The following is an 18,533-nucleotide window of genomic DNA, read 5'->3' on the forward strand; positions in this document are numbered from 1 at the left end:
CCATCATAAAAGAGCAACTGTCTTAAAGGAATATCTGGTGAAAATAGCGGATTAAATGACTAAATAAATAAGGAGGGCGGCAAGGGTACTTTTATCAATATTTTTTTCTTTAATATATTCTCTGATTGATTTCATAGCCAGGGATAGGTATTCTTTTACAGTGTGTTTTGAAATATTAAGTTCCCTTGCTGTTTCTTCATAAGTTTTATTTTCCAGTTTGCATAGTTTAAAAACGTTTTTCTTCTGAGGTGATAATTGGTTTACTGCTTCTTCAAGTATTTCCCATTGTAGTTCAAAATCAATTTTTTCTTGGATAGAAGATGGAACTGGGGATAAATCTAATTTTGTATCCAATGGTATTGTCGTTTTGTCCCTATTGAGTTGGTTAATGGATAAATTAAAACTAACAACAAAGAGCCAATTGGAAAGGGGTTTGTTAGAATCCAGACTTTTGCGTTTTTCCCAAAGGACTACGAAAACTTCCTGTAGCAGATCCTGGGCGGTGGTTTTGTCTTTTATTAATTTTAATATATTGGCGTAAATTGCCTGATGAAGGTTGTAATAGATCTCCTCAAAAGCTTTCCTGTTACCGGATTTAAGTTTTTTGACCAGTAGTCTAACATCCTTGTTGTTTTTCTCTTTTGGCATGTATGGACGCAAAATTAATAAAACAGAATAAAGATATTAACTTTTGATTAATATACTCAAAATAGGCAATCATACATAATTATCCTGGTCATTAACATCTTCTTCCATAAAGACCTGAAAAGAAACAGTTTTGACCTTATATGTGTCAACGTATAAATATGTGGAACATTCATTAGTGGGGTATACTTAAGATTCGGGATCTAAATGAATAGAAGGGCTAACAATTATTTTTTGAACGTTTCACCTTTGTCTTTGAATTCATTTCCGTATAAAATACAACTTGTTTTTTTTCAATTCATTATCAAAGTTATATATGCCCAAACATCATTACTAATGTTTAAATCGGTTTGAAGCTTATTTAACATTCAGGTTTCCACAACTGTTGGTATAAGGGCGGGCAATTTTTATTGTGCCTTTTATCTTTATCTTTTTTATTTTTCACTTAATCCATATCGAAAAGGGCTTTGAGGATGTCTCTTCGGCTTATTTGCCCTCTTAGTTTTCCGTCGTCGTCAATTACCAATAGCCGTTTGTACGGGGTAGTGAGAAATATATTGGCTGCTTCATTGATATCGGTTTCCTGGTTTACACTTTTCATTATGTTGGACATATAGTGACTGGCGGTTTTATCCAATACCGGATGGTTATGGTACATTGTTTCAACTACTATTCTGAGGCAATCTTTATCATCAATCAATCCTACGACATCTCCCATTTGATTTAAAACGGGTGCTCCCGTTATTCTATTTTGTAAGAGAGATTGAGCAACATCAAGAATATGCGTGTCTGGATGAAATGTGATTAATTTGTTTTTATCGGTCATGTACTCTTTTACTCTTTTCGGTTCTGCCGCCATTTCTGAAGTAGCGGGTACTTCTTTCTGTTTAAAATTTTTCATATGTTTCGTATTTAATTGCCTATGTAATTGAATTCCTATTAAATATACGAAATCCAAATTATTTTTTATATAAATAGACTCTTAAAAGTTTTAAGGTTGATTAAGTAAAAGGTGGCAGAATAAATAAAGGCAGTATGTTATTTGGCAAGTAGATATTAATACAAAAGAAACAGTTTAATCCTCTTCAACCAAGGTGATTGGTCTGTTAATACTTTCTTCCAGGGCAATTAATGTCTCCGTACGTTGAATACCTTCTATAGCTTGAATTTTTTCGCTTAAAAGCTCTCGAAGATGATTGGTATCTCTACAACAAACTTTAGCAAAAATACTATAATTTCCTGTGGTATAGTAGGCGTTTACTACTTCAGGAATATCCTTTACCTTGTCTATCACTTCATTGTAAAGAAAACTTCTCTCCAGAAAAATACCGATAAAAGAAGTAATGTCGTATCCTAATTTTGTTTCATCCACTTCCAGTCTTGATCCTTTGACAATGCCTAATTCTTCCAATTTTTTCATTCGGACATGAACGGTTCCCCCGGAAACAAAAAGTTTTTTTGCAATATCCGTATATGGCATTTTTGCATCCTTCATTAAAATGGAAAGAATCTGTCTATCCAATTTATCTAAATCATGTATCTTCGCCATTCGGTAAGAAATTTATTAATGTATGTTTGATAAATTTAGAATAATTTAAATATATATAAGAATTTTTATCATTTTTTAATTGGTGAAATCTTTATGAGGTATATTAAAAAGTTTAGTCTTTTATTATTTCTCCTGGGCGTTGGGACAATATGTTTTCTATTGGTATGGTTTACGGATACTGTTTCTAAAGCCGAATATAATGATTACAGAATGAATCAACTACGGGGAGAGAATTTTTCATCCCATGGTTCAATAATGCAATTTGGGAGTGAAAAGGAGGCTTTTCTAAATAAATATTTTGAAAGTATAGATGGTGGGTATAGATATAAGGGGGGACTCATGGGTCGATTGCAACTGGATAGTATTTACAAGCATGGAGAAATTGTTGATGTGAGTGCAGAAAAAGATACGTCAAATAGATATGTAAGTTTTGGATGGGATGAAGGCGAAAAAATATATATAAATGTAGATAGGATTGGAGAAGGTAGTGTCAAAGAATTTTTGAAAAAGCTCGATTCCAATGAGACAATGGGGTTCAGGGAACTTTGGATTGATTTGCGTTTTATTCGTGAACTGGATTTTGGAATTTTTCTCCGACTTGCCAATCAATGGTGTAATAAAGAAGATTTCGAGTTGGCAAAAATAGTTGGAAAGACCAGGACAGATATAGTAACTGCTTCCGGCAATCCATTTTTCAGTGCTGATAAGGTTTATTTCCTTTTGTCAGACGATACCCCTGATGAGGTAAAAAAGGTGGCTGTAGATTTAACGCAACTTCAATCATATAAAGCTCTTGGTAATTTTTCTTTCCCGGCGGATACCATTTGTGTCCGCACTAGCTTTCGTTCCGGGGGAGGGAAGATAGTAGAAGTGTGCAATAAGCTTTTGGTCTCTGGCTACAACCCGCAGGTGAAAACAAATTCTCAAAATGAATCGAATATTATGAACAATTGGGATGTAGCTGCATCCCAATTTCAGGATTTGTATTATAATAAAAGTTCATCCTTCTCCAACGAAAAATTAAGGGAACTAATCGGTCAATTAATTTCTAAGGAAAATTAATTCTTTTTGCTTAGCGGAATACTCAGCTATTAATGAGGGTTGAGGATCTTCTCCTACCTGGCCGTGGTACTGTGAAATATAGTCTACATTCTCTAAAATATCGCTGGATATTTCATCAAAACTTTTGGGAAAAGGACTTTTACTTACATTGGCAGAAGTACTTACCAGGGGTTTGCCCAATGCACTAATAACCTCTTTGCAAAAAGGTTCCTGAACTATTCTTAGAGCAATACTTCCACTCTGGGAAGTGATCCCTTTTGCGAATGTTTTTCTTGCTTTTTTAAAAATTATGGTTAATGGGCGTTCATTAAAATAGAGTATGTTTTCGAGTTTGGGATGCATTTTATATACGAGAGATTTTAACATATTTAAATCACTTACCAACAGGATCAACGGTTGGTCCTGGGCTCTTTTCTTAATAGAAAAAATTCTGTCAACAGCATCCTGGTTAAAAGGATCACAACCTAAGCCCCATATTGTATCCGTAGGGTATAATACTACTTTTCCAGCCTCTATTTTTTCAACAATTTCAAGTACTTCTTTTCTCATAAAAATTTATTAATACACATGCAGAAACGCAAAAAAATATATTTAAGTACTATTTTAACGATAAATTATTACCCACTTGAATCTAAATGCAGCAAATTTTCGTATCAACTTTTGTTAGAATTTTATGTTTAATTTTAGATGGGTTGGTTGAAGAGGAATTAATGGAATGTAGAATGAGAATTATCCTCAGTTTTCAGAAAAAATATAAAAAATGAATTAATTTAAATCCATGTTGCGAAGAGGTTGGATAATTTGCTTGGTCTTAATGAGTATATTTCTGGGAGATTCATATGCCAGGCATATTATTGGGGGGGATATCACGTATGAATGTCTGGGAAACGGCAGGTATAAGGTGACTATGTTTATTTACCGTGATTGCAGACCCCAGGAAAATGCAGCTGCCCTGGATGCTCAGGCTTCAATTGCTGTTTACAGGGGGAATACCCAATTTTCATTAGTGGGGTCATTCTTCGCTTCTTTGAGCAGCAGTGGAAGAATTGATCCACCGGATTATCCTTGTGTAGAGCTTCCACCCGGCCTGTGCGTCGAAAGGGGACAGTATGAATTTGAAATTACCCTTCCATCATGGCCTTCATCCCAGAGTTATTACATTGTATACCAACGTTGTTGCCGGAATAATACTATCTCCAATATCGTTGATCCGGGATCTATAGGAGCTACTTACTTTATTGAGATTACACCGGAGTCACAGGAAAGTTGTAATAACAGTCCTGTGTTCAAAAATTTCCCTCCTACGGTTGTCTGTGTAGACCAGTCATTTGTTTTCGACCATTCTGTATCTGATACCGAATCTGATTCTATTGTTTATCGCTTTGGAACGCCCTTGGAAGGGGGAGGTTTGTCCGGTAGTTCTTTTAATAATCCAGGCGACCCGTCTGCTTGTGACGGTGTAAAACCAACACCTCCTTGCCGTCCCCCTTACCGCGGTGTCAGATTTCGATCACCAACTTATTCAACAGAAAATCCAATGGGTGGAGATCCAATCATATCGATAGATTCGGAAACGGGAATTATTACCGGAACACCTACTATTCAAGGACAATTTGTGATAACGGTAATTGCCGAAGAATATAAGGATGGGGAGAAAATCGGTGAAGTTAACCGGGATTTTCAGTTTAATGTGGCAAAATGTGATCCTACAGTTTTTGCCCGGGTCCAGTCAGCTATTACCATTAATGAATCCAATGTGTTTTTGAGATCTTGTGGTGAATTCACTATTCCTTTTCGGGACTCCAGTTACGAAGAGCGGTTTATAAGTACCTATAAGTGGAAGTTTAATATTAATGGCGAGGAAGAAGTTTATAACCAAAAGAATGTAGATGTTACTTTTCCTGCTCTCGGCGAGTATAGCGGACAGCTTATCGTAAATGAAGGAACAGAATGTAGCGATAGCACCGATATTGATATTTCGGTCTTACCCAATATTGAAGCTGATTTTGAATTTGCCTATGATACCTGTATTGCTGGTGATGTGGTTTTTAATAATTTTTCTTATTCCGATGCTGATGGTGGAATAACCGAATATTCTTGGGACTTTGGGGATGGGAACATTTCTCCTAATCAAAATCCTGCTCATTTTTACCAGGAACCTGGTATTTGGGATGCATCATTAATAATTCGCGATGGCAATAATTGTATGGATACCCTTACAAAGGCTATAAGTTATTTTCCGGTCCCACCCGATCATGCATTTCCTGATCAAAAAGATATTGCCTGTCTTCCGGCGGATGTGCTATTCGATAATTTACCTCCTCCGGTGAATGAAACCTATGATATAACATGGGATTTCGGTGATGGGACAACCGGGATCGGGTATAGACCTGTGCACACCTATACTGAGCAGGGGACGTATGATGTAGGCGTGTCATTGGTCTCTCCAATTGGCTGTGAAACATCAGCTTTTTTCCCCGATATGATTACTACACAGCCGAGCCCTGTGGCTGACTTTGATTTTACTCCTTTGCGGCCTACGAATCTTGATAAGGAAGTGACCTTTATTAATAAGTCGGAAGCTGCAATTGCTTATGGCTGGAATATTGAGCGAATTGGTAGTTACAGCTCAGAAAATCTGGTAATAAATTTTCCCGATTCGGGGATTTATAATGTTTCGTTAATTGCAGTTCATGAGAACGGCTGTACGGACACCCTGTTGCGACCTGTTGACATTGAACCAATCGTTATTTTTACAGTTCCCAATGCATTTTCACCAAATGGAGATAGTGAAAATGATATTTTTAAAGGTATTGGGGTATTTGTCGGTATGAAAGAATTTGTAATTAGAGTATATGACCGATGGGGAAATCAAGTTTATGAAGGTCATGATCCACAAGAAGGTTGGGATGGTAGTTTGGCTAATTCCTCATATATGGCCAGTCCGGGAATGTATGTATACATGGTTGAATATCTTGATGCCCGTAATCGACCCAAAAAACACTTCGGTGAAGTTTTTCTTATAAATTGACAGGAGGATTTTTTTTATTAATATTTATGCTTATCTTTGCAGCCGCTATTAGGTCACTAAGTAATTATTAAAGCCATGGATGCGATAAAATACGTACAAGAACAGAACTATATTGATAAAAAATTTCCTGAATTTAAAGCGGGAGACAATATCGAAGTAGTTTACAATATTGTTGAAGGAGGTAAAGAAAGGCCACAGGCTTTTCGAGGGGATGTGTTGAAAGTTACCGGTAATGGTGCTTACAAAACATTTACCGTTCGAAAAATTTCCAATGGAGTAGGAGTGGAGCGGATTTTTCCAATGAATACTCCCAATATTATTGAAATTAAAGTATTGAAGAGAGGTAAGGTGCGTCGAGCTAAATTATATTACTTGAGAAACCTAGTTGGAAAACGGGCTAAAATTAAAGAAAAGCGCGCTTTTAAGTAAGGCGATAATGAAATAAACAAATCAAATAAAACCGTGTTTCTGAAAAGGAGCACGGTTTTTTTAATTTTCCAGATATTTTCCATGATTATTTTATTTATTTTTCTCGTATTCTTAGATATCTATGCCTATAGATCTGTCATACAGGGGTACCCGGTCATAGGAGATAAGATAGCATTGTTTTGGGTTTTGAATATACTTGTCTATCTATATTTCATTACGATTTATCTTGACACGACAGAATATATTATGCACACAATTAATATATACTTAAGAGGATTCGTATTTATTTATATTCTATCTAAAACCGTTTTACTTTTTCCGATAATTATTGAGGACATAACCCGTGGCTTAAAGTTTTTAATTGGCAAAATTAGTTCAAATGGGGATGAAATAACCTTGACCAGGGGCAAGTTTGTAAAGAATGTTTCGATTGTTTTGGCGGCATTCCCACTTGTTTTGCTTGGACACGGGATGGTGAGAAATGTTTTTAGATATAGGATAAGAAAGGAAAAAATTAGAATTTCTAACTTACCCAGGGAGTTTGAAGGTTTCAAAATCGTACAAATTTCAGATATACATGCAGGTACATTCCCGAGGAAAAAACCCATTTTAAGAGGAATTAGAATGATCAATAACCTGAATCCGGATTTGTTTGTTTTTACAGGGGATTTAGTAAATTCTACTGCATCCGAAATTGATCCTTTTATTGATTATTTTTCGCAGATTAAAGCAAATTACGGACGGTATAGCATATACGGCAATCACGATTATGGTGATTATCACGATTGGAAAGATCTCGATGAAAAGCTTCAAAACGATAGGGATTTTATTGAAAAACACCAGAGACTTGGGTGGAAACTGTTAAAAAATGAGTCTGCGATAATTAACAAGGAAGGGGTAAAGTTAGCTGTAATAGGTGTCGAAAATTATAGTACGATAGACAGATTTCCGCGAAAAGGGGATCTGAAAGTGGCGGCAGAAGGTACAGAAGAAGCGGATTTTAAATTGTTACTGACCCATGACCCGACGCACTGGGAAGCGGAAGTGACTAATAAATATAGTGATATTGATCTCACGTTATCAGGGCATACTCATGGTTTTCAATTTGGAATCGAGATTCCAGGTGTTTTTAGGTGGAGTCCGAGTCAATATATTTACAAGCAATGGGCCGGATTATATAAATCAAATAATCAATATCTTTATGTCAATAGAGGTTTTGGTGTTTTGGGGTATCCCGGACGAGTAGGGATACTGCCGGAAATTACATTAATTGAATTGATACGAGATGAAAATTAATAAATATCAACTGGAAGTAATTATTTGTATGGTTATAGGAATATTTGTTGCTTGTGATTCAGGAAATAATGTAAAGGAGTTGATCAAAGGGCAATGGATAGTTAATGATGTGGTTAGAAGAGGAAAAAATACGAACACTTTGAATGGTCTCTCTTTTGAGTTTCGGAAAGACTCCGTATTGACAAATTTGTCTCTTTTGGGAAACAATCTATATAAAATTGATACAGATTCAATAACAATTTCTTCTAATCCTCCGTTAAGATTCCATATTAAGCACTTGGATACCAGTAATTTAATTTTATCTGGAAAGATACAAAATACACCATTTTTACTTACATTCAATCGGGTAGAACCATGAGATATCTTTTCTTTATAGCCTTGTCAATAGTTTTATCAATTCCTATGTATAGTCAGGACACATTGACCTATGAAGAAAAATTTGAATTGGAATACCAGAAAAGAATCAAAAAGTCGCATATAGATGGTTTTTATATTCCAAAAGATCATTTGGATGCTCTTCGAATTTTGGATGAAATTATTGAAGAACCGGGAAAAGCGCGATTTGCGTCCCAAAGTGAATCATTTGCCGTAAATAATGTCTTTTTTAGTTTTGGTAGATGGATGTTGGTTAATTGGGGATTAGACAGAGGAAGTAGACTTTCTGTGGCGCTTAATAATTTGGGATTGAATTATCCCGATGATATGGTTAGGTTTTTGATGATTTCCTATCATCGAAAACTTAATAATAAATCTCCCAATACTGAAGATTTAATCCAATCCATTCCTTTAGCTCGTAAGGAAAGAGAAAAAAAAGAATCTGTCGAGCATGAAAATCAATAGGTATACCCATTCTTTCTGATTGATTTTCAATCATTACTAAGTATTGCCCTTTCTTTGAAATGAAATTTTCATGAACATTTTATGATAATCTTTTATTCCAATTTATATCTTTGATAAAATTTACGGAAGGAATGTAGATTTTAAAGAGAATTTGCAAAATTAGAGTTATAGTTATAGTTCATTCGGAAATGTTGGTGTATAAATAGCTTTCTGTACCCCATAGAATGGCATATTATCTTCCGAAGATTGTGAATTTCTAGTTTCAAAAATTGATTAATAAAAAATATTTTTAGCCTATATGTCTAAAAAATTAGTAATAGTAGAGTCTCCGGCGAAAGCCAAAACCATCGAAAAATTTCTGGGTAAGAATTACACTGTAAAATCTAGTTATGGCCACGTTAGGGACTTGGGAAAGGGAAATAACGCAGTAGATGTTGATAATAATTTTGAGCCAAAATATATTATTACCCCCGACAAGAAGAAAGTAGTAAAGGAATTGAAGCAGTCCATGAAAAAAGTAGATCAGGTAGTGCTGGCTACGGATGAAGACCGGGAAGGGGAAGCTATTTCTTGGCACTTATGTGAAGTCCTCGGCCTGGATCCTAAAAGCACCGAAAGAATTGTCTTTCGTGAAATCACTAAGCCTGCGATACTAAAAGCGGTTCAAAACCCCAGAACGGTTGATGAAAAATTAGTCGATGCCCAGCAAGCTAGAAGAATCCTTGATCGGCTAGTAGGATTTGAGTTATCTGAAATCCTTTGGAAAAAGATAAAAGGGAAGCTTAGTGCTGGTCGTGTCCAGTCTGTAGCCGTAAAATTAATTGTAGAAAGAGAACGGGAAATCAATAATTTTAAGGTTGAAAATTTTTATAAGGTTTCAGCAATTTTTAAATTGAAAAATGAACAGGGGAAAAAAGTGGAGATAAAAGCCACGTACCCTGGAAGGTTGTCAAACGAAAATGAAGCCCATTCGTTTCTCGATGATTGTAAAGATGCCGATTTCAGGATTGAGAAAATTGATGTGAAACCCATCAAACGAAAACCGGCCCCTCCTTTTACAACCTCTACACTTCAACAAGAGGCGAGTAGAAAACTTAATTTTTCCGTTAAAAGGACAATGATTACGGCCCAGCGGCTTTATGAAGCGGGATATATCACATATATGAGGACGGATTCTACTAGTTTGAGTAATGAAGCTATTGGTAATATTTCCAATGCCATTACTTCTGAATTCGGGGAAAAGTATTTACAAACCCGCAAGTTTAAGGGAAAGTCTGCGGGAGCCCAGGAGGCTCATGAAGCAATTAGACCGACGTATTTTCAAAATCGATCGATGGGGTCTGATTCCGATCAAAAACGTTTGTATGAGCTTATTTGGAAACGAACAGTAGCCAGTCAAATGGCCAATGCAATTTTGGAAAAGACCAATGTCGATATTTCAATATCTACACGTGAGAGTGATATTTTAAGGGCTGAGGGGGAAGTTATGAAGTTCGATGGTTTTTTGAAATTGTATATCCAATCCAGTGACGATGATGAAGAAGAGGAGGCAAAAGGTATATTACCTCCATTGAAAGTAGGACAGGTCCTTGATCTGGACTTAATGACAGCAAGGGAAAGTTTTACCAGACCACCAGCACGATTTACAGAAGCAAGTTTGGTGAAGAAGCTTGAAGAACAGGGTATAGGAAGGCCTTCTACATACGCTCCTACCATAAGTAAGATTATGGAAGAAGGGCGTGGATATGTTGTAAAGGAATCCAGGGATGGAGAAGAAAGGTCTTATCGCACATTGTCTCTTCAATCAGGAGAGGTAAAAGTAGTTGATGACACTGAGATTACCGGTAAGACTGTAAATAGATTGTACCCAACTGACATGGGCATGGTGGTGACAGATTTTCTAGAAAGTCATTTCGACAATATAATGGACTACAATTTTACAGCGAATATTGAAGAGCAGTTTGATGAGATCGCTGAAGGACAATTGAAATGGCAGTCTATGTTAGAAGCATTTTATGGACCGTTTCATGATGATGTAGGAAAAACACTGGAAGAGGCTGATCGATTTAAAGGGGAAAGGTTGCTTGGAAAAGACCCGGAATCGGGAAGACAGGTAATTGCCCGAATCTCTCGGTTTGGAAAACCTCTGATCCAGAAAGGACATTTTGACGAACTGGATGAAGATGAAAAGCCAGACTATGCTAACCTTAAATTCGATCAAAGTATTGAGACCATTACCTTAGAAGAGGCCTTAAAATTGTTTGATCTTCCCAAAAATTTAGGAGAACATGAGGGGAAAGAAATTCTTGTGAATGTTGGTAGGTTTGGGCCATATGTCAAATGGGGGGATCAGTTTATTTCGCTACCAAAAGGAGAAGACCCTTACAAAGTGGGATTGGAAAGAGCTATGGAGCTTGTAAAGATAAAGAAAAAAGAGAATGAGCCTGTTGCTACTTATAAAGGAGAGCCGATAACTCAAGGTAAAGGTAGGTTTGGACCATATTTAAAGTACAAGAGTATGTATGTTAATATACCGAAGAAATATGATCCCAATACCCTTACTCAGGATGAAATCCATGAGTTGGTTGAAAAGAAAATTGAAAAAGAAGCGAATCGATATATTCAAAAATGGGAAAAGGAAAAAGTGGCGTTGGAAAATGGGCGATGGGGACCTTTTATTCGGTATAAAAGAAAAAGTATTTCTTTACCCAAGAAAGAAGATGGTAGTAAATACAGTAAAGAGGACCTGACGGATTGGACACTTGAAGATGTAATGAAAATTGTCAATAACAGTTCAAAAAAATAACGAATGGTAAAGTTGGACGACATTGATTTAAAGATTCTTAATCAACTTATTGATGATGCTAAAAAAGCTTATACCCAAATAGCTAAAGACCTGGGAATTTCCAATACTTTAGTGCATCAGCGGATAGCAAAAATGAGGGATGCTGGTATCATCGATAAAATGGAGGTGAAATTAAACCCCAAAGTACTCGGTTTTGACACTTTTGCCTATATGGGAATTATTCTTAAGGATACGAGCCGATCAATGGAAGTAGTAGATAAATTAAAGGAAATCCCTGAAATTATAGAATGTAGTTATGTGACTGGAAATTATTCTTTCCTTTTGAAAGTAATGGTACGGAATAATGGACATTTAAGAGATGTTTTTGAGAGATTGGATAATTTGAAGGAAATACAGCAAACGGAAACAATGATTAGTTTTGGATTCGAGTTTCAAAAAAATTTTCCAATTCATCTATTAGAAAAAGAAATTGAAGATTCCTGATTTACAGATTGAATTTAATGCCCTGTGCCAATGGAATTTTGTCACCGTAATTGATTGTGGTAGTTTGGCGTCTCATATAGGCTTTCCAGGCATCCGACCCACTCTCTCTTCCTCCTCCTGTATCTTTTTCTCCGCCAAAAGCGCCTCCTATCTCAGCGCCGCTGGTTCCAATATTCACATTCGCAATTCCGCAGTCCGAACCTTCCGGGGATAAGAACTTTTGGGCTTCCTGAAGGTTGTTCGTAATTATTGAACTTGACAATCCCTGACGTACATTATTTTGATAGGAAATGGCCTCTTCTAAGTGCGTGTATTTGATGAGGTACAGTACAGGAGCAAATGTTTCAATTTTCATGATTTCTGCATTTGGGGGGAGCAATGCCGCACAGGGCTTGACATAAAAAGGGCTTTTAGTATTGCGGTTACGTATTAGACCTCCTTCAATTATGAACTCTCCACCCTGTTCCTGAACCGTTTCTATGCATTTTAAATACTGGTTAACAGCATTTTGATCAATTAAAGGCCCCATGTGATTATTAGGATCCAAAGGATCTCCAATCTTTACTTGCGCATATGCATTTTTTAATTTTTCTGTGAAGACATCAAAAATTTCAGAATGTATAATTAGCCTTCTGGTGGAAGTACAACGTTGTCCGGCTGTACCGATTGCCCCAAATAGAGCTGCATGAAGTGCAAGATTTATATCCGCATTCGGAGATACGATCATGGCATTATTTCCACCCAGTTCCAATATAGACTTTCCGAGTCTTTTACCTACGGTGGCAGCGACTTCTCTGCCCATTCTTACACTACCGGTGGCAGATATCAAAGAAACCTCTGTTTCCTCCGCTAACCATTTTCCCTGATTTTTGTCACCTGAAATGATATTGGAAATCGGAATTTCTATATTATTATTACTTAGAACTTTGCACAATAAATTTTGACAGGCCAGTGCAGAAAACAAGGTTTTTTCAGAAGGCTTCCATATACAAATATTTCCACAAATTAGTGCGATTGCAACATTCCACGACCAAACAGCAACTGGAAAATTAAACGCTGAAATAATACCCACAATCCCAAGGGGATGCCATTGTTCATACATTTGATGATTCTCGCGTTCTGATTTGATAGTTTTTCCATACAATTGTCGAGACAATCCTACTGCAAAATCACAAATATCAATCATTTCCTGTACTTCACCCATTCCTTCCTGTATAGGTTTGCCCATTTCCACGGAAATAAGTTTTCCAAGATCAGACTTATGTCTCCGTAATTCCATAGCGTATTGTCGGATAATATCACCCCTTTTAGGAGCCGGGAATTTCCGCCATTCTAAAAATGCCTTTTTAGATTCTTTAATAACTTCCTGAAACTGGTAATTGGAAGTTTTTGAAACCCTACCGATTTCTGTTTGATCAATAGGAGATATTGATGAAATATATTCCGTATTTTCCAGTGATTTGGTTCCAATGTACGTGCCGGGATTGGAGGTAGAGAGACCAAAAGTTTTGAAAAGTTGAGAAATCATACTTTTTGTGATTTTATGAAGTAAAAGTTCCGTAATGCTCTTTTATTATTTCTCCTCCAAGAAATTTTTCTGTTGGAAATTGACTTTGCAGCATGCATCCACTATATTTATTTGTAAGTAAAAGCATTGCTGTCTGAGCCAGAGAAGCAGCTGTTGTTCTCTGTATCGCTGCCATTTCTATTGAATTATAGGTGATTGGTCTAATTTCAATTACTTTGCATTTTTCCAATATAGTTTTATTGGATTGAAGGCCGGTGATACTGGTATAAATAATGACCCGATCCGTTTCCTGGAAAGGGATTTCACGTATCATTTTACTTTTAAGGAGTTCTGGAGTTATGTTTTTTCCAATTTGGGATTTTACCTTTTTGACCCAATCAAAATGACCGGGATACCGGATGGTTTTATAATCAAGGTTATCCACTTCATTTGCATAATATTGAGGTAGGTCACTTGCCCCACCCGAAGTATGTTCGGCTTCATAGTGGATCCCATTAATAATAATGTCCTCTCTCCCCGACAGGGCTTCTACTGATATGATTTCTTTGTTTTTCAATATTATCGCCTTGTTTAAATACTCAGTGCTTACACCTATCGGACTCCAGGTAAACGCATAGAACGAAGGGGAACTTACGGTGGGACTTAATGCGCCCACGCGCATTTTTACCGTTTTTATTTTTGATTCATGCAGTTCCGTTTTGAAGTCGGAAATCAATTTTTTTGTCCAGACATTTACGAAACCAGGTGCCAGCCCCGTTTGAAGTGCAAAACATTTTGAATTGTCTTTAACTAGTTTGAGAATAGCATTGGTGGCAGTTACATGTTCGGTAAGATTGGCATAATGCATATTATTCCGAAGTGCAATTTTAGCAATTTCTTCCGCATGAATACCAGGAGTGCAGTCCAGGATGATTTCGCCTTCAGGATTCCATTTTTCGGGTTGAGTCTTACTTAAATCTATACATTCTAATTTGCGCGGATTTTCCAACCCATTATTTATCCATTGAATTGCTTTTTCGCATTGTGTATAGTCGATGTCTGCTAAACTTATTGCTAGATCATTACTCTTGTCATGTTGTAATAATATCAATGCACATGCTTTGCCGATTCCACCGGCTCCAACTATAATAATATTTTTCAAGACGATTGAATTTTACGGTCTGTACTTTCAAATATTTTGTCTGCCGATTCTGTTACAAAGCCTTGAAATATGGTGCTGCCTCTAGGGTATCTGTAGGCAAATTCGCAATAACATCCTGGAATGGTATACACTCCTTCTATAAATGGGAATTCAATTTTATCGGCCAGGGTACTGCTCTGTTCGAGATAGACAGATTTACTACCTTTAATTACACCACCATGGTTATTGAGTACAAACCCGTTATTGACTAAGAATATGTTCAGTTCCTCAAGGCCTTTAAATTGAAGGTCGTTGGCATATATAGTGAAGTGGTTGGCACGGAATCCGTAAACATACATCCATGCGGCGTATTCACTTTCTTTGCTTAGTGTCTCATATACTGAATACGACGGGTTGGACCACAATCTGCCTTTGTGAATAAGATCCTTGTTGCCCCAATATTTATCAGGAATCGAGTCAATGGCTGCATTCAACACGGATTGGAGATTATTAGAAAATTCTTTGAGTAAAAGCTCGCTAATAAAAATTTTGGGGTTATGAGGGTTCTTATGCTCCAAATGAATGGCATTCAATTTTTTCTGACTAAAATAATAATTGCCTTGTACGGAATATCCCATTTCTAAAAATCTCTGGGACAAAACATTCTTATCAATCCTGTGATCACTAAATGTCCTGAATGCAATATGGTCATTACGTAATTCACCCTTATCCTGAAGTAAGTTGTGAATTTTGGGTGCAGATGGACATAATTTGATATATTGTTCCCATAGTTCCTCAATAACTGAATGATCGTATTCCATGCTGTTGGTAATTTACAGTGATTCCAAATCTTCAATTTCCTTGGGGATAGGAGGACCCAAAACTTCATAGTCGGAAGATGTAATAAGGATATCGTCTTCTATCCGAACTCCACCAAAATCCAACCAATTATCTAATAGGTCATAATTTACATATTCTGAGAATCTTTTTTCTCTTTTCCATAAAGCTATAAGTTGTGGAATAAAATATAGCCCTGGTTCTACAGTAATAACATTGTCTTTTTCCAATGTTCTACCTAAACGCAAATGATTAATGCCAAATTGTTCTGATCTTTGAATATACTTGTTGTACCCGACGTATTTTTCGCCTAATCCTTCCATATCGTGTACATCCATTCCTATCATATGACCTAGGCCATGGGGGAAAAATAAGGCGTGTGCCCCTTTTTCTACTATTTCTTCCGGTGCGCCTTTCATAAGCCCAAGATCGACCAGGCCGGATGCCAATATTTCGGAAGCAATTAAATGAATATCTTTAAAAGCTTTGCCAGGTTTTAATGCATCTATAGATTTTTTTTGTGCTTCTAAAACAATGGAATAAATATCTTTCTGTCTTGTGTCAAATTTTCTACCAACGGGAGTGGTACGGGTAATATCACTTGCATAATGCATTGAGTTTTCAGCCCCGATATCACAGAGAAGCATTTGTCCTTTTTTTAATGTATTGTTGTATGTATTTATATGTAATGTTTCACCTCTGTTTGTCAGTATGGCCGGATATGCCAATCTTCCTCCATGGGAATAAATGATTTCCATAGCCCGAGCATACATTTCTCTTTCTGTTCTTCCTTCATTGCATAACAGCATTACATTTTTGTGTACTTCAGCTGTTATGGACAAAGCATCCTCTATTTCGCGAACTTCACGATCTTCTTTTTTAGATCTTTGTCCTACAATAGCTTCTATCAAAGAAACTGAAAAATTAGATGGTTTACCTAATAGACGTGCGGCCATACTTTCCTGATATTGATGATAAAGCGGTAAAGTGTGTATATCGCGATTCGTTTTTACAGCTCCCTCAAGTAGATTTTCAAATTCTTCTGTGGACAATACTTCCGTTATCCCTGATTCATCAGCGCGAGTGGCTAATGCAGGTAAATTACCCACCCAAATAGATGCATCAATTGTCAGGTCATCACCTACTAGTATTTCTCGATCATTATCAATATCGATTATTAAATGTAACCCTGGTATGTCTATTCCCGTATAGTATAGAAAACTACTGTCTTGACGAAATGGAAAAGAATTGCCTCTGTAATTCATCCCTATTTCTCGATTCCCCTGTAACCAGATAATTCCGGAATCAACTTTGTGCTTAAGTATTAATCGACGGTTTTGATATACGCTGTTTACAAACATTTAAAACTATTTTGATGAATAAAAAATGAAATATAATGTAATAAAATTTTAAAATATCGATGCAGATATCTGTGGAAAAAGTTTATTTGATTTAAAAGATATAATTATTTATTCATTCTTAAATTTGTGACCTATTATAGAAAAATAAATAATAGTCTCTCAGTTAGGGATACGGTAGCGAATATTTTAATGTATTGTCTAAAATTTTTAAGAATCATCAATGGAACAATTTAGTGTCTTTTTCCGACTTGGATGGGAGCATATAACGGACATAAATGGTTATGATCATTTGCTTTTTATTATTACCCTTTGTGCATTCTACACTCTGCAGGAATGGAAGAATATTTTGATTCTTGTTACCGCTTTTACTTTAGGTCATTCGGTAACGCTGGCTCTATCTATATTGGATATTGTACGAATTTCATCTTCTGTGATTGAATTTTTAATTCCTGTCACCATTTTTTTGACAGCTTTTTACAATGTAATTCAACCCTCCGCCAAGAAAGGAAGATTACAAGGGAATTACGCCATGGCCCTTTTTTTTGGACTCATACATGGCATGGGGTTTTCCAATTATTTAAGGGCACTTACTTCAGATTCAGGCGAATTGGTCAGCCAACTTGTAGCTTTTAATCTAGGACTGGAATTTGGACAAATTCTAATAGTTATTGTTTTTTTTATCCTCTATGGGGTTTTGAAGATGATATTTGCCTTACAACACCATGACTGGAAACTTTTCGTATCGGGGGCTGGTGCGGGAGTATCCTTGATTCTGATTGCTGAAACCTGGCTATGGTGATGTCGATTCAATCCTTCTTTGCCTCTGAACTTCATAGGTTATAATACCGGTGGCTATAGCTGCATTAAGGGACTCAGTTTTACCGATTTGCGGAATTGAAAAAAGGTCGTCGGACTTTTTTTCAATATCATTTGATATACCCGTTTCTTCGGACCCTACTACCAAACATAAGGGGACTGTCAGGTCGATGAAATCAATAGATTTTTTTGCTTTGAGCGATGAACTTAAAATTTGAATGCCATTGTTTGTAAGTAGTTCCAGGGTGTCGTGTACTGAATGTATTCTTACGATAGGCAAATTATGTACAGCTCCTGCTGATATTTTTACTACTTGTTCATTGATTGGAGCAGATTTCTTTGAAGGTATAATTAATGCATGCACCCCGAGGGCTTCGGCGGTTCTGATTATGGACCCCAAATTGCCAACATCCTGAACTCTGTCCAAATACAGGAAAAACGGAACTTGTCCGCTCTCATAAACTGCAGGAATAATATCATTTAATTCCTGAAATTTTATAGGTGAAGTGTACGCAATGATACCTTGGTGATTAACCTTGTATTTCCTGTCAAGTATAGTCCTATTGACTCTCTTAATTGGAATATTTTGAGCTTTGGCAGCTTTTCTTAATTCCATCTCTACAGGTCCTTTCAGCGTACTGTCAATCCACAGACTGCTAATGGGCGTGAAATCTCCAATCGCATCCAGGACAGGCTTCCTACCAACAATTATATTGGGTGATTTTCCCAT

At 36.5% G+C, this 18,533-nt stretch carries 18 protein-coding genes; 9 read left to right on the forward strand and 9 right to left on the reverse strand.

The features are described 5' to 3' along the window. Positions 1-51 precede the first annotated feature (51 nt). The 3 genes from LVD47_RS15270 to LVD47_RS15280 all read right to left on the reverse strand — a co-directional run bounded on the left by LVD47_RS15270 (position 52) and on the right by LVD47_RS15280 (position 2,194). Positions 52-648: an RNA polymerase sigma factor gene (locus LVD47_RS15270; protein ID WP_236978399.1), complete on the reverse strand. Its 597-nt coding sequence runs from the start codon at positions 646-648 to the stop codon at positions 52-54. Positions 649-1,090: 442 nt separating this feature from the next. Further along, positions 1,091-1,546, reverse strand: a complete 456-nt coding sequence (locus LVD47_RS15275) for a CBS domain-containing protein (protein ID WP_236978400.1) — start codon at positions 1,544-1,546, stop codon at positions 1,091-1,093. 174 nt (positions 1,547-1,720) lie between these two features. Beyond that, a complete protein-coding gene (locus LVD47_RS15280) occupies positions 1,721-2,194 on the reverse strand; it encodes an Lrp/AsnC ligand binding domain-containing protein (protein WP_236978401.1) in 474 nt (157 codons plus the stop codon). A gap of 93 nt (positions 2,195-2,287) precedes the next feature. Here LVD47_RS15280 and LVD47_RS15285 point away from each other — a divergent pair, with 93 nt between their 5' ends. Next, complete coding sequence (locus LVD47_RS15285; RefSeq protein ID WP_236978402.1) at positions 2,288-3,256, forward strand: hypothetical protein; 969 nt, start codon at positions 2,288-2,290, stop codon at positions 3,254-3,256. Here LVD47_RS15285 and LVD47_RS15290 read toward each other — a convergent pair. Then, positions 3,236-3,805 carry an L-threonylcarbamoyladenylate synthase gene (locus LVD47_RS15290; RefSeq protein ID WP_236978407.1) on the reverse strand — a complete coding sequence of 190 codons (570 nt, stop codon included), beginning with the start codon at positions 3,803-3,805 and terminating at the stop codon, positions 3,236-3,238. The genes LVD47_RS15285 and LVD47_RS15290 overlap by 21 nt on opposite strands. A 265-nt stretch (positions 3,806-4,070) precedes the next feature. Here LVD47_RS15290 and LVD47_RS15295 point away from each other — a divergent pair, with 265 nt between their 5' ends. From LVD47_RS15295 to LVD47_RS15325, 7 genes are all read left to right on the forward strand, one after another. Further along, entirely contained in the window at positions 4,071-6,287 is a 2,217-nt protein-coding gene (locus LVD47_RS15295) for a PKD domain-containing protein (protein ID WP_236978409.1), read from the forward strand. A gap of 75 nt (positions 6,288-6,362) precedes the next feature. After that, positions 6,363-6,716 carry a 50S ribosomal protein L19 gene (gene rplS / locus LVD47_RS15300; protein WP_236978411.1) on the forward strand — a complete coding sequence of 118 codons (354 nt, stop codon included), beginning with the start codon at positions 6,363-6,365 and terminating at the stop codon, positions 6,714-6,716. 81 nt (positions 6,717-6,797) lie between these two features. Next, positions 6,798-8,012 carry a metallophosphoesterase gene (locus LVD47_RS15305; protein WP_236978413.1) on the forward strand — a complete coding sequence of 405 codons (1,215 nt, stop codon included), beginning with the start codon at positions 6,798-6,800 and terminating at the stop codon, positions 8,010-8,012. Continuing rightward, positions 8,002-8,370, forward strand: coding sequence for a hypothetical protein (locus LVD47_RS15310; RefSeq protein WP_236978415.1), 369 nt, complete (start codon positions 8,002-8,004; stop codon positions 8,368-8,370). Before LVD47_RS15305 ends, LVD47_RS15310 begins: the two co-directional genes overlap by 11 nt. Further along, entirely contained in the window at positions 8,367-8,852 is a 486-nt protein-coding gene (locus LVD47_RS15315) for a DUF6794 domain-containing protein (protein WP_236978416.1), read from the forward strand. The genes LVD47_RS15310 and LVD47_RS15315 overlap by 4 nt, the downstream gene beginning before the upstream one ends. Before the next feature lie 298 nt (positions 8,853-9,150). Then, positions 9,151-11,658, forward strand: coding sequence for a type I DNA topoisomerase (topA, locus tag LVD47_RS15320; RefSeq protein ID WP_236978418.1), 2,508 nt, complete (start codon positions 9,151-9,153; stop codon positions 11,656-11,658). Positions 11,659-11,661: 3 nt separating this feature from the next. After that, positions 11,662-12,141, forward strand: a complete 480-nt coding sequence (locus tag LVD47_RS15325) for an Lrp/AsnC ligand binding domain-containing protein (protein ID WP_236978421.1) — start codon at positions 11,662-11,664, stop codon at positions 12,139-12,141. 1 nt (position 12,142) lies between these two features. Here the strand turns inward: LVD47_RS15325 and amaB are convergent, their stop codons facing one another. From amaB to LVD47_RS15345, 4 genes are read right to left on the reverse strand one after another with little or no spacing between them, the layout of a single operon-like run. Continuing rightward, positions 12,143-13,669: an L-piperidine-6-carboxylate dehydrogenase gene (gene amaB, locus LVD47_RS15330; protein ID WP_236978423.1), complete on the reverse strand. Its 1,527-nt coding sequence runs from the start codon at positions 13,667-13,669 to the stop codon at positions 12,143-12,145. A 13-nt stretch (positions 13,670-13,682) separates the two neighbouring features. After that, positions 13,683-14,810, reverse strand: a complete 1,128-nt coding sequence (locus tag LVD47_RS15335) for a saccharopine dehydrogenase family protein (RefSeq protein WP_236978425.1) — start codon at positions 14,808-14,810, stop codon at positions 13,683-13,685. Further along, entirely contained in the window at positions 14,807-15,610 is an 804-nt protein-coding gene (locus LVD47_RS15340) for a DUF1338 domain-containing protein (RefSeq protein ID WP_236978427.1), read from the reverse strand. The genes LVD47_RS15335 and LVD47_RS15340 overlap by 4 nt, the downstream gene beginning before the upstream one ends. Positions 15,611-15,622: 12 nt before the next feature. Then, positions 15,623-16,987, reverse strand: a complete 1,365-nt coding sequence (locus tag LVD47_RS15345; RefSeq protein ID WP_236978429.1) for an aminopeptidase P family protein — start codon at positions 16,985-16,987, stop codon at positions 15,623-15,625. Between the two features lie 220 nt (positions 16,988-17,207). On the opposite strand from LVD47_RS15345, the gene LVD47_RS15350 reads away from it, so the two are divergent. Then, positions 17,208-17,786, forward strand: coding sequence for a HupE/UreJ family protein (locus tag LVD47_RS15350; RefSeq protein WP_236978431.1), 579 nt, complete (start codon positions 17,208-17,210; stop codon positions 17,784-17,786). Here the strand turns inward: LVD47_RS15350 and rlmB are convergent. Next, positions 17,778-18,533 carry a 23S rRNA (guanosine(2251)-2'-O)-methyltransferase RlmB gene (gene rlmB / locus LVD47_RS15355; protein WP_236978434.1) on the reverse strand — a complete coding sequence of 252 codons (756 nt, stop codon included), beginning with the start codon at positions 18,531-18,533 and terminating at the stop codon, positions 17,778-17,780. The genes LVD47_RS15350 and rlmB overlap by 9 nt on opposite strands.

The sequence above is a fragment of the Membranihabitans maritimus genome (assembly GCF_021729145.1).
In the GTDB taxonomy this organism is placed as follows: domain Bacteria; phylum Bacteroidota; class Bacteroidia; order Chitinophagales; family Saprospiraceae; genus Membranihabitans; species Membranihabitans maritimus.